12 protein-coding genes are annotated in these 12286 nt (G+C 73.5%); 2 read left to right on the top strand and 10 right to left on the bottom strand.

Annotated elements, in window-relative coordinates; all coding sequences use genetic code 11:
• Positions 1-29: 29 nt before the first annotated feature.
• Positions 30-896 (top strand): DUF4377 domain-containing protein, encoded by an 867-nt coding sequence (locus ACA089_RS12825; RefSeq protein WP_372017355.1) that lies wholly within the window; start codon positions 30-32, stop codon positions 894-896.
• A 79-nt stretch (positions 897-975) separates the two neighbouring features.
• On the opposite strand, the gene ACA089_RS12820 is transcribed toward ACA089_RS12825, so the two are convergent.
• The 10 genes from ACA089_RS12820 to ACA089_RS12775 all read right to left on the bottom strand — a co-directional run bounded on the left by ACA089_RS12820 (position 976) and on the right by ACA089_RS12775 (position 10669).
• Positions 976-1587 (bottom strand): YbhB/YbcL family Raf kinase inhibitor-like protein, encoded by a 612-nt coding sequence (locus ACA089_RS12820; RefSeq protein ID WP_372017353.1) that lies wholly within the window; start codon positions 1585-1587, stop codon positions 976-978.
• A 20-nt stretch (positions 1588-1607) separates the two neighbouring features.
• Positions 1608-3677: an adenylate cyclase gene (locus ACA089_RS12815; RefSeq protein WP_372017351.1), complete on the bottom strand. Its 2070-nt coding sequence runs from the start codon at positions 3675-3677 to the stop codon at positions 1608-1610.
• 51 nt (positions 3678-3728) lie between these two features.
• Positions 3729-4721, bottom strand: a complete 993-nt coding sequence (locus ACA089_RS12810; RefSeq protein ID WP_372017780.1) for a YheT family hydrolase — start codon at positions 4719-4721, stop codon at positions 3729-3731.
• An 82-nt stretch (positions 4722-4803) separates the two neighbouring features.
• On the bottom strand, positions 4804-5601 hold the full coding sequence (locus ACA089_RS12805) for a lysophospholipid acyltransferase family protein (protein WP_372017349.1): 798 nt from the start codon (positions 5599-5601) through the stop codon (positions 4804-4806).
• A 118-nt stretch (positions 5602-5719) separates the two neighbouring features.
• Positions 5720-6151, bottom strand: coding sequence for a hotdog fold thioesterase (locus ACA089_RS12800; protein ID WP_372017347.1), 432 nt, complete (start codon positions 6149-6151; stop codon positions 5720-5722).
• Positions 6152-6228: 77 nt separating this feature from the next.
• Positions 6229-6804: a DUF488 domain-containing protein gene (locus ACA089_RS12795; protein WP_372017778.1), complete on the bottom strand. Its 576-nt coding sequence runs from the start codon at positions 6802-6804 to the stop codon at positions 6229-6231.
• Positions 6805-7000: 196 nt separating this feature from the next.
• Positions 7001-8935 carry a phospholipase D family protein gene (locus ACA089_RS12790; protein ID WP_372017345.1) on the bottom strand — a complete coding sequence of 645 codons (1935 nt, stop codon included), beginning with the start codon at positions 8933-8935 and terminating at the stop codon, positions 7001-7003.
• Entirely contained in the window at positions 8932-9528 is a 597-nt protein-coding gene (locus ACA089_RS12785; RefSeq protein WP_372017343.1) for a YceI family protein, read from the bottom strand. Before ACA089_RS12785 ends, ACA089_RS12790 begins: the two co-directional genes overlap by 4 nt.
• A 4-nt stretch (positions 9529-9532) precedes the next feature.
• Positions 9533-10018, bottom strand: a complete 486-nt coding sequence (locus tag ACA089_RS12780; protein WP_372017341.1) for a SixA phosphatase family protein — start codon at positions 10016-10018, stop codon at positions 9533-9535.
• A gap of 18 nt (positions 10019-10036) precedes the next feature.
• Positions 10037-10669, bottom strand: coding sequence for a ParA family protein (locus ACA089_RS12775; RefSeq protein ID WP_372017339.1), 633 nt, complete (start codon positions 10667-10669; stop codon positions 10037-10039).
• A gap of 112 nt (positions 10670-10781) precedes the next feature.
• On the opposite strand from ACA089_RS12775, the gene ACA089_RS12770 reads away from it, so the two are divergent.
• A complete protein-coding gene (locus tag ACA089_RS12770) occupies positions 10782-12266 on the top strand; it encodes an AAA family ATPase (RefSeq protein ID WP_372017338.1) in 1485 nt (494 codons plus the stop codon).
• Positions 12267-12286: the final 20 nt, after the last annotated feature.

The following is a 12286-nucleotide window of genomic DNA, read 5'->3' as shown; positions in this document are numbered from 1 at the left end:
GGCCCGGCCGGCCCTTCCCGGAGGTTGTGATGAGACTGCCGCCAAGCCGCCTGCTGCTTCCCGCCCTCGCGCTGCCGCTCGCCCTGGCCCTGGCCGCCTGCAACAGGCCCGCCGACCCCGCCGAGCCGCCGCCTGGCGAACTGCCGGCCACCACCGCCGCCGACCCGGCCGCGCCGCCGCCGATGGAGTCGCCGGTGGCCGACGCGGCGGCGTTGCTGCCCGCCCACCACTGGAAGCTGACCACGGCCACCGATGCCCAGGGCCAGCGCATCGAGGCCCTGTTCGCCCGTCCCGACGCCCCGGTCCAGCTCGACTTCGCCGACGGACGCGTGTCGGTGTCCAACACCTGCAACCGGATGGCCGGCGGCTTCACCCTGGAGGGGACCACGCTCACCCTGGGCCAGATGGCGTCGACCCTGATGGCGTGCGCCGACCCGAAGCTGACCGCGCTGGATGCCGAGGTCGGCAAGCGCCTCGCCGGCGCGCTGACCCTGGCCGCCACCGCCGGCGACACCCCGGAGCTGGTGCTGACCAATGCCGGCGGCGACCGCCTGGTGTTCCAGGGCACGCCGACCGCCGCGACCCGCTTCGGCGGCCCCGGCGAGCGGATCTTCCTGGAGGTCGGTCCCGAGACGAAGCCCTGCAGCCATCCGCTGATTCCGGACAAGCAGTGCCTGCAGGTGCGCGAGATCCGCTTCGACGGGAACGGCCTGCGCACCGGCGAGCCCGGCGAGTGGCAGAACTTCTTCGACGAGATCGAGGGCTACACGCACCAGCCGGGCGTGCGCAACGTGCTGCGCATCGACCGCTACACGCGCACCGACGTCCCGGCCGATGCCTCGCGCCATGCGTACGTGCTGGACATGGTGGTCGAATCGGAGCAGGTGAAGCCCTGAGCGGCACCACCCGCGGCAGAAAAAAACCGGCCCTGGGGCCGGTTTTTTTTTTGCATGCGGGCCGGCGTCGCCGGACGCGTCAGCCTGGCGACGGATGCAGCGAGTAGGTCCCGTACACCGTCGCCTCGGCCAGCACATGGCCCTGCATCGCCCGCTGTACGTCGGCGGCGGTGAAGCGCGCCGGCAGCTCGAGCCGGGCCACGTCCAGCGCGAACAGGCGGAAGAAGTAGCGGTGCACGCGCAGGTCGTTGAATGGCGGGTAGGGCCCGTCGTAGCCGTGGTAGTCGCCGCCCATCTCGGCGTTGCCGGCGAACCAGCCGGTGTAGTCGTTCAGGCCCTGGCGCGCGCCGGGCAGCCCGGGCGGCGCCTGCTTGCCGCGGGCGGTGACCCCGTCGCTGCAGCTGCCGGCGTCGATGGTGCGCGCGTCGCCGTCGATGTCGGCGACCGCCCAGTGGACGAAGTCGCCGCGCGGCTGCTCCACCGGGATCTCCACGTCCTCGCGCCCGACCTTCTCCGGCACGGTCGGCGCGTCCGGGTCGATGCACAGCAGCGCGAACGAGCGGGTGCCCCCGGGCACGCCGTCCCAGGCCAGGTGCGGGTTGCGGTTGGCGGCGAAGCCGTCGGGCTGGCCCATGGCGAATCCGGCCGGGATCGGGCCGCGATGCTCGAAACTGTCGCTCCAGATGCGCATGTCGCTGCTCCTCGCCGGACTCAGGTTTCAGGGTAGCCCAGGCGCGCGGCCACCGGCGCCAGGCGCGCGAACGGGCCGGCGAGCACGTCGGCGTAGGCGCGCCAGCGGCCCGCCGGCAGCCTGACCATCCCGGGTCCCGGCGCGATCGCCGGCAGCGGGGCGCCGAGCGCATCGCCGACGACGGTGGCGAGCACATCCGGGGCATGCATGCCTTCGTCCAGGCGCAGGACCACCGACGGATAGAGCTGGCCTTCGACGAGCCCGGCCAGCTGCGCCAGGGTGTCGGCCAGCCACGCGGCGGCCGTGTCCGGCGACGCGAATGCGACCGGGGCCGGCGAGCCCACGGCCAGCCAGTCCAGCAGCATGTCGCGCGGATCGCGCAGCGCCGCGACCAGCACGCCCTCGGGCAGGTACGGCCGCAGCGCGAGCAGCAGGCCGTTGTCCCACCACGGCAACCAGTCGATCACCGTGCCTGCGGGCGCCCCTCGGTCGGGCAGCGCGTCGCGCCAGCCACGCACCACCGCGGCGGGCTCGAGCCCGCCCTCCACGAGCGCCGAACCGCTTTCGCCACGCTGCAGGGCATCGCCCGGCGGCCGGTGCGAGAAGCGGTCCACCAGCACGGGCGCGCCGGCGTGCTCGAGCAGGCTGGCCACGCGTTCGATGCCCGAGCCGGGCGCGCCCCACAGGAGCAACGCGCGGCCAGGGCCCGGCGTCGCGCCCATGCCGGGCAGGCCACCTGCAGGATGCGAGACCGGCGGCGGTGCCGGGGAACGGGCAGTCCGCGCCTGCTGCAGTTCGAGCCAGAGGGCGACGGCTTCGGCGGTGCGGCCGGCACGGTCGAGCAGGCGCGCACGCCAGTGCTGCAGCTCTTCGGCCGCCTGCGGGGTCGGTTGCGCCGCGGCCAGCGCGGCCGCCCGTTCCAGCGCGGCGTCCGGCGCGTCGGCCAGCTGGAGCTCGACCAGGACCTGCTCGCCACTGGTCCGGCCCGGCTCGAGCTCGAGGATGCGCCGGGCCACCGCTTCGGCGGCCTGGCCGTCGCCACCGCGCACCGCGGCGAACAGCGCAGCTTCCAGCGCCGGGACGTGGTCGGGCATCGCTTCGCGCCAGCGGGCGAGGACATCGCCGCTGCCGGCGCTGCCCTGCGCTTCCAGCGACAGGCGCGCGATCCACAGCTCCGGATCGCGCGGACGGCTGGCCAGTGCCGTTTCCAGCGTCCGCAGGCCGGCTTCGCGGTCGGCCCCGCCAAGCCATGCGCGCATCGACAGCGCCAGCGCCTCGCGGTCGCCCGGATCGGCCAGCAGCACCGGCTGCATGCGCGCGGCGGCCTGCTGCCAGCGTCCGGCGTCGAGCTCGTAGCTGGCGGTGGCCTTGCGCAACGCGTCCGTACCGGCGCCGCCATCGTCCAGCAGCGCACGCAGCAGGTCGGCGGCGTCGCCGGCGCGGCCCTGCCGGTGCACGAGCTGCGCGATCACCGGCTGCAGCGCGCGCGCGTCGGGCACCAGGCCGGCCACGCGGCGGAACGCCTGCTCGGCGAACGCCCAGTGCTGGCTGGCCGCGTGGGCCATCCCCAGCACCGACAACGCCTGCGGGTCCTCGGGCAACTCTTCGGAAGCCCGCGCGGCCAATGCGATGGCGCGCGCGGCATCGCCCCGGCGGAGGGCCACCATCGCGTCGATCACCAGCAGTTGCGGATCGTCGGCGACGATGCGGCCGGCCATCGCGCTGAGGCGCTCGGCTTCTTCGAGGTCGCCTTCCACCAGCGCGAGCCGCGCCTTCAGCAGGTAGGCGCGGAACAGGTTCGGGTCCAGCCCCAGGCTGCGCGCCAGCGCCGCCTGGGCCTCGCCGAGCTGCCGCTCCAGCATGAGCAGGCCGGCCCGCTCGAAATGCAGGCCGGCCGCTTCCGGCGCCAGCAGGATGGCCTGGTCGAGCGCCGCCAGCGCGCCTTCACTGTCGCCGGAGCGGGCCAGCACCGCGGCCAGGCTGCGCCGGGCGTCGACGTCCTCCGGCGCCTGCGCGACCCAGTCGCGGGCCAGCTCCAGGGCTTCGTCGACGGCATTGCGCCGCAGCGCCTCGTGGATCCGTTCCTGCATCGGGGGTTCTTCCGCGGAAAAACGACAGTTTACCGCGCCACCGGGTGCCCTTCAGCGCGCGGGCACCGCCGCGATCAGCCGCTCGGCGACCCAGCGTTCGGCGAAACCGTCGCCCGACAGGTTCTCGACGAAGGCGCAGTGCCCGCCCCAGCGCGCCACCTCGAGCTCGGCCTGCGCCGGCAGCCGCCAGCGGCGGAAATGCTCGAACGGGATCACCGGGTCGTCCTCGGCCATCAGGATGCTCGCCGGGACCTCCAGCGCGGCAAGCCGGTCGCCGGCGATCGAATAGCTGTCGAAATAGTCCTCGACCCGCTCGAAGCCGGCATACCGCTCGGCCAGCCAGGCGGTCAGGCCGCGCATGCCCAGGGCCAGGGTGGCATCGTCGTAGGCATGGTGCTCGGGGAACAGGGCGCGCTTGCGCACCAGCGAACTGCGCCACTTGCGGCGGAAGTACCAGTCGTAGATCTGCGGCGCCTGTTCCATGCTGGTCATGGTGGCGGCCGGGTCCACCAGCGGGCAGACCGCGGCGATCCGGCGCAGCGGCAAGCCGGCCACCGGCGCGCGCAGGCCGAGGCGCAACGCGTGGTTGCCGCCGAGCGAGTAGCCGGCCACCACCAGGTCGCGCACGCGCAGCCGGCGGACCATGTCGGCCACCGCATGCACCACCTCGTCCAGGCGGTTGGAGTGGAACAGGCCCTCGTTGAGGTGGTGGGTGTCGCCGTGGTCGCGGAAGTTGAGGCGGAACACGTCCAGGCCGCCGGCGAGCAGGCGCGCGGCGGTCAGGCGCATGTAGCCGGACTCGGCGCTGCCTTCCCAGCCGTGCAGCAGCAGCGCGGTGCCACGCGGTTCGCGGCCGGGGAGGCAGCTGTGCCAGCCCTGCAGGCGCGCGCCGTTGCCGCCATCGAGGATGTGCTCGGTGGTTGCCGCGCCGCTGGACGCCAGTGCGCGCAGGCCGCGATGGCGGCGCAGGCTGCTGGAACCCAGCACCGATTGCAGGTGCGGATTGCGCAGCAGGCGCGGCGGCTGATAGTCGGAGGCGGTCAGCATGGCGATCGGAGGGCGGGACGCCAGGCCATTCTGCACCGCAGCATCCGCGGCGCAAGTACGGCGCGGGGACCGCAGCGTCCTACGCCTGCTCCATCGCCGCGACGATGCGCTCGCGCGCCAGCTCGGCGATGCGGCGGCGCCCGTCGACGTTGCCAGGCGGGATCGGCGCCAGGAAATGCACCTCGGCCACGCGGGGGCGTTCGCCGAGCAGGCGCAGGAAGTTCTGCAGGAAGTTCTCGCGCGGGGCGAAGGCCACCACGGTCTGCGCGTCGCCCCGGTGGCCGTAGCGCAGCGCCACCGGCTGCACCGGCACCTGCGCTTCGACCGCGGCCAGGAAGATCCGCGCATGGAACGGGCCGACCGCCTCGCCGCCGCGGGTCCGGCCTTCCGGGAACACGCCCACCGAACGGCCCTCGCGCAGCCGCGCGACCATCAGCTCGAGCACGCCGGTCAGCGAATCGGTGCTGCCGCGCTGGTGGAAGATGGTCTGGCCCTGCGCGGCCAGCCAGCCGACCAGCGGCCAGCCGGCGATCTCGCGCTTGGCAACGAAGCCCATCATCCGCTGGCTGTGCAGGGTCTCGATGTCGATCCAGCTGACGTGGTTGGCCACGAACAGGGTCGCGCCCGGCAACGGCGTACCGAAGCGGCGCAGGCGGAAGCCGAAGATCCACAGCAGGCCACCGGACCAGGCCCGCACCGCGCGGTCGCCCAGCGTCTCCGGGCCCCACTGCACGCGGGCCAGCGGCGGCGCCAGGCACAGCAGGGTCAGCGGCAGCGGCACCAGCAGGTGCAGCAGCAGCAGCGGGAGGCGGTAGAGGTAGCGGAAGACGCGCAGGAAGCCGCCGGAGCGGGCCGCACGTGGGGGGGCGTGGTCCATGGACGCGCACGATACCGTGCCGTGGCGCGTCGTGGATACCGCGGCGACGGCAGCGGCTGCACGCGCCCGATCCATCACCGCACCGGGGCGTGCCCCACCGCGTCGGCGCGGGCGGCACCTACGCCGGATGCGCCACCGGAACCACCGCCAGGGTCAGCCGCGACACGCAGACCGCGCGACCGCGCGCATCCTCGATCCGGATCTCCCACACCTGGGTCGTGCGGCCGACGTGCAACGCGCGCGCCGTGCCGGTCACCGTGCCCTCGCGCACCGCGCGCAGGTGGTTGGCGTTGATCTCCAGCCCCACCGCCATCTGCTCGCGCGTGTCCAGGCACAGGTTGCCGGCGCTGCTGCCCAGCGTCTCGGCCAGCACCACCGACGCGCCGCCATGGAGCAACCCGTATGGCTGCCGGGTGCGCGGATCGACCGGCATGGTCGCGCGCACCCAGTACTCGCCGGCTTCCGTGAAGACGATGCCGAGGTGTTCGATCAGCGTGCCGCGGCTGAGCGCGTTGAGCGCGTCGATGGAGACGGGGGCGCGGAAGGCCATGGCGGATCCGGAGGCTGGCGGTGCGCGGATTATCGCGCGCCGGGCCGGCACGGTGGGCCCTCGCCGGCCGCGCCGCCTCAGGCCGGGAACAGGTCCGGCTGCGGCGGCGGATAGGACAGCACGCCGTCCACGATCCGCGCCGGCGCGGTGTAGGGGTGGGGCTGCAGGTGGGTGGCATCGAGGATGTGGAGCACCTCGAACCCGCGCAGCCTGAGCACGTCGGCGACCAGCGCGCGGTGGCAGCGCCACCATAGCGATTCGGCGCACATCAGCGCGGTGCGGCGGTCCGACGCCAGCTCCAGCAGCGAGGCCAGGCCTTCGGCGAATTCGGCGCTGGCCATGTGGTCGGCGTAGCCCTGGAAGGACGCGTTGCGCCAGCCGCCATTGGGCGAACCGGGCTGGACCTTGCGGCGGCCGCCCAGCTGCGGCAGCCAGCGATAGGCGATCCCGGCCGCGGGCAGGGCGACTGCGAGCGCGTCGCCGGCGAACCACGGGTAGCGGCGCGAGCCCGGGAAGCGCCGCACGTCGGCCACCGCCTCGATGTGGTGGTCGCGCAGCAGGCCGAGGAACTCCGCCGCCCCGCGGGTGGAATGCCCCACCGTCCACACCGTGGGCGCCGCGGAATCGTGCTGGCCGCCCGCCGCGGACGGCACGCCGGCCGGACGCGGTGCGGGCACGGACGGCGGGCGGCGCCGGCCGCTTCCGCCCGCGGGCACGAGAGCGGAAGACTTTACTGCCCGCGCGGGCACCGGGGTCATGGCGGCGGCTCGTCCATCGCCGTGCATTGCGGACGAGTCGCCGTGCAGGTCGCGTGTGCAACCGGCCGGTGGCGTGCAGCGACGCCGCCCGCTAGAGGATCGGCACCAGGCCCGCGCCGAACGCGGTGAGCATGCGCGTGAAGATCGACTTCGGTCCCAGGCTGACCTCCGGGAAGTCGCCCACCGGCAGGTAGCAGCGATGGAAATCCGGGTGCCGCCGGGGCAGCGGGGCCGGGCACTCCGGGCCGGGCTGGAACGCATAGTTGGTGGCGTAGCGCCACGGCCACAGGTCGAGCACCGGCGAGGCCTCGAGCACCTTGCCCATGCTGTAGTTCAACCCGGAGAGCACCGGCGGCTTATCCCGCGGGGCCACGGTCCAGGAGTTCTCCGGGGCGATGTCCCGGGCGATGCTCTCGGCCAGCGCGCGGGCGAATGCCGGATCCTCGATCACCACCACCGCCTCGGTGTTGTAGTTCTCGCTGCGCGGGTCGAAGTTGTGGGTACCCACCACGCCGATGCGGCGGTCGATCACCACCGACTTCGCGTGCAGCCCGGTGCGCGGGCCGTCGCCGCTGACCGGCACCGGCCGGTTGGCCGGCGCGCTGGTGCGCAGCAGCGAAGGCCGCGTCTCGGTGCGCAGCTTGTCTTCGACCTGGCCCTGCCCTTCCGCGTCGCCGGAATCTTCCTGGCCCCCGCTGCCGGCCCCGGGAAGCTCGCTGCGGGCCACCGAGGGCGGGCCCGCGGCGCCGGGCTCCGGTTCGACCGGCGCGTCTGCCGGGAACGGCTTGTACTCGAAGATGTCGAAGCCCAGTTCGCGCACGTTGCGGCGCTTGTACTTGTAGGTGAGCGCGTAGACGATCGGGTTGTCGGTAGCGGCCAGGCTGTTGGTCGACACGACCACGTGCGGCGGCGCCTCGCGCGCGCGCAGTGCGCGGAAGATGTCCAGCGCGCTGTCGGACAGCACCAGGTAGGGGGTCTGCAGCAGGATCTCCTCCTGCGCATCGGCGAGCAGCCCGGCCAGGCCGGCGACCCCATGGCCCTCGCTGCCGCCCGCGCCCTCGTGGTGCTTCTGTGGCAGGTCGGCCAGGTACTCGACCGCGCCGACCGGGATCGCCCGCGAAACCAGCCGCTCGCGCACCAGCGCCGCATCGCCGGCCGCGCGCGACATCCGTTCCACGCGCCCCGGCCGCAGCGCCGGCGGCGGCGGCAACGGCGGCACCCCCTGCGCCAGCAGCAGCGCGGCGACATCGTCCAGCCGCTCCACCGGGACGCTGCGCTGGTCGCTCCAGTATTCGGCGAAGTTGCGCTCCATCTCGCGCACCACCGGCCCGGCGACCAGCACGTCGCGGTCCCGGAAGTTGTACTCGGCGTCCCAGTCGTAATAGTCGTCCTGGTAGTTGCGCCCGCCCGAGATCCCGACCGCGTCGTCGATCACCAGCAGCTTGTTGTGCATGCGCTGGTTGAAGCGGCGGAAGCAGCAGATGACGCTGGCCGAGTAGTGCATGTAGTTCGGCATGGCCAGGTTGAAGGTCGGGTTGTAGATCCGCAGCTCCAGGTTGCGGTGCGCGCCGGACAGCGCCGCCAGCACCTGCAGGTCGGCGATCGCCGAGAGCTGGTCGATCAGCACGCGCACCCTGACCCCGCGCCGGGCCGCGGCGAGCAGTTCGTCGATCACCAGCCGCGCGCTGTCGTCCTTGTCGAAGATGTAGGTCTGCAGGTCGATCCGGCGGGTCGCGCTGCGGATGAGGTTGATCCGCGCCAGCAGCGCGTCCCCGCCCTTGTCCAGGATCAGCGCGTAGTGGCGCGGCGCGCCCGAGGCCGCGGCCGAATCGGCGAACGCCGCGCCCGCCAGTGCGCGCAGCTCCGACGGCGCGGCGCAGTTGTCGGGCCGCTCGCACTCCACCGTCGCGTCGCGGGCGGCCATGGCCACCGCCGTCGCGCGCGCGTGCTGGCGTTCGCCGAGCGAGCTGCAGGCGGCGGTGGACAGCAGCAGCAGGACCAGCAACGCCCGCGGCACTGGGCTCACGGCGTGGCCTCATGCAGCCGCACCCGCACTTCCAGCCGCACCTCGTCGGCCAGGGCGAACTGCCATTCGCGCATGCCGTAGTCGGCGCGCTCGATCGAGCCGGCGACCAGGATCTCGCAGTCCAGGCCCGGGCGTGCGCACGCCGCCGGGGCCACCACCAGTTCCTCGTCGCGGGCGACGCCGCGCAGGCTCAGGCGGCCGCGCAGGGCGCCACCGTCGCGCAGCAGTTCAGGCCCGTAGGGCTCGGAGACGAATTCCATCCACGGATGGCGGATGGCGTCGAAGAAACTCTGGCTGCGCATCCACGCGGTGTAGCGCGGCCGGTCGGGGATGACGGCCTCGCTGGTCGCGACCCGCAGCCGGACCCGGTGGCGGCCGTCGGGCAGGTGCTCGACCACGCCGTCATAGCGCGGGAACTCGCCGGCCATGCGCTGGCCGAAGCGGGTCCGCACCTCGAACCCCAGCCAGCTGCGGCCGGTATCGACGACGGCGGTCGTTACCGGGGCCTGCGCGGGGGCCTGCGCGGGGACCGGCGTCGCGACGACGGCGAGGGCCGCGGACAGCAGCCACGCATATCGTTCGGGTTTCCACATCGGATCAGGGCCACCAGAAGGCCGTCAGCCGGCCAAGGCCGGGTTCGATCGGATCGGGCGCCGGAAGTTCCGGCAAGGCGAGCACCGCGACTCCGGCCGGCGGCATGCCGCGATAGTCGCTGGTCTGGCCGCTGTCGAGCAGCGCCACCAGGCGCTCCAGGCCCGGGTTGTGGCCGACCAGCAGCAGCCGCTCGACCTCGCGCTGGTCCTGCAGCAGCCCGATCAGCGTGCCCGGCGTGGCCTCGTAGATGGCGTCCTCGAGCCGCTGCTCGGCGTAGCCGGTCACCGCCAGCACCGCCTCCAGCGTTTCGCGGGTGCGGCGCGCGGGCGAGCACAGCACGCGGTCGGGCAGCAGACCCTGGTCGGCGAGCCAGCGGCCGGCCGCCTCGGCTTCGGCCAGCCCGACCGGCGAGAGCGGGCGGTCCAGGTCGGCCTGGCCGGCGGAGGCCGGCTCGGCATGCGCGTGTCGCAGCAGGATGACTTGTCGCATCGGATTCGCGTCCTCGGCCTAGGCCTTGCCCAGCCACTTCAGCAGCGGTTCCCAGTCGGCCTGGTGCTCGCGCACCTGCGCCGAGTGGTAGTCGAACAGGCTGCGCCCCAGGCCCACCAGCACCACGTAGGCCTGGGTGTCGCGCAGCTGCGCGACCACCGGATAGGGCCAGGTCCGCAGCATTTCCAGCGCCTGCTGGCTGGCGTTCGTCCATGGCTTGGCCCGGTTGAGCACCAGCCCCACCGGCAGCTTGCGGTTGTGGATGCGCGGCACCTTGGCCAGGGTGTTGAGGAAACCGACGGTGGCTTCGATGTCCAGCGCCGAAGGCTGCACCGGCACCACCATCGCATCGGCGTGCTCGATGAAGGCGTCCAGGTCGTCGGCGAGCGCGCCGGCCGGGGCGTCGATCACCACCTGGTCGGCGTCGTCGGGCAGCCAGGTGCGCCAGGCGCGGCGCCGGCTCGCGTCGATCGGCAGGACCGCGCTGTCCAGCTCGGCCCGGCGCTCGGCCCAGCGCGTCGCCGACCGCTGCGGATCGGCATCGGCCAGCACGGTGCGCCGGCCCTGCAGCGCCGAATGCGCCGCCAGGTGCGTGGCGATGGTGGTCTTGCCCACTCCCCCCTTGGAACCGGCCACCAGGATCGTCTTCATGCGGCGCTTGCCTCCCGTCGACTGACCGCAGGGTACACCGGGCCCCGTGGAGGCGGTAGGAAGGCCGCCCCGGCCGCTGCTATCGTGCCCCGGCCTTCGCCACGGACGCGACATGAGCCAGCTGCAGGACCTGACCGCCCTGATCCGGGCCAATACCCCGCTGATCGTGATCGAGACCCGCGACGAGGAGCGGGTGGTGGAACTGTTCCGGCAGTCGCTGATGCAGGTCTGGCGCGCGCTGCACCGCTGGACGATCACCGAGGGACTGCGCCGGCTGGACCTGGACCGGGAGGACGCGGCCGAGGGCCCGCCCGACGCGAGCTCGGTGCTGCACGCGATCCGCCAGGCCGAGCAGCGCGGCATCTACCTGCTGCTCGATTTCCACCCCTACCTCGGCTATGCCAGCCACCAGCGCCTGTTGCGCGACATCGTCCAGCGCCGTGGCTGCGAGCCGCACGTGCTGGTGCTGGTCGGGGCAAAGGTCGAACTGCCGGCCGAGCTGGACGCGCTGGCCGTGCGTTTCACCCCGCGCCTGCCCGATGCACCGGCGCTGCTGAAGCTGGTCAGGGAGGAGGCGGCCGCCTACGCCCGCGAGAACGGCGGGCGCCGGGTCGAAGCGGAGGAAGACGCGGTCCGCCAGATCGTGCGCCACCTGCAGGGCCTGGACCTGCACGATGCGCGCCGCATCGCCCGCCAGCTGATCCATGCCGACGGCGCGCTCACCGCCTCGGACCTGCCGCAGCTGGCGAAGCTGAAGTTCGAGCTGCTCAACCGCAGCGGCCACCTGCACTACGAATACGACACCGCCGGCTTCGACGACGTGGCCGGCGCGGCCCGGCTCAAGCGCTGGATCGGCCAGCGCCGCGCGGCGTTCGGCGGCAGTCCGCCGCCGGGGCTGGACCCGCCGCGCGGGGTGCTGCTGCTCGGCGTGCAGGGCTGCGGCAAGTCGCTGCTGGCCAAGGCGATCGCCGGGGGCTTCGGCGTGCCGCTGCTGCGGCTGGACTTCGGCACGCTGTACGCCAAGTACCACGGCGAGACCGAGCAGAACCTGCGCGCGGCGCTGGCCTCGGCCGAGCAGCTGGCGCCGTGCGTGCTGTGGATCGACGAGATCGAGAAGGGCGTGTCGGCCGATGCCGGCGACGGCGATGGCGGCGTGTCGCGGCGCGTGCTCGGCTACCTGCTCACCTGGATGGCCGAACGCACCGCGCCGGTGTTCCTGGTCGCCACCGCCAACCAGGTCCAGCACCTGCCGGCCGAACTGCTGCGCAAGGGCCGCTTCGACGAGATCTTCTTCGTCGACCTGCCCGATCCCGAGACCCGCGTCGAACTGTTGCGCATCCACCTGGCCGAACGCGGCCTGCCGCCGGAAGGCTTCGCCCTGCCGGCACTGGCAGCCGCCTCGAACGGGTTCTCGGGCGCGGAGATCGAACAGGCGATCGTGTCCGGCCTGTACGCCGCGCACGCCGAACAGCGCGCGCTGGACACCGACCTGCTGATGGCCGAGGTCCGCGGCACGCGGCCGCTGTCGGTGCTGATGGCCGAGCAGGTGGCGGCGCTGCGCGAATGGGCGCGGGAGCGGACCGTACCCGCCCACTGAACGCCTCGACGGCGTGGCTG

The organism is Pseudoxanthomonas fibrivorans (genome assembly GCF_041464125.1).
Taxonomy (GTDB): domain Bacteria; phylum Pseudomonadota; class Gammaproteobacteria; order Xanthomonadales; family Xanthomonadaceae; genus Pseudoxanthomonas.
This window is presented reverse-complemented; position numbering and strand designations above follow the sequence as displayed.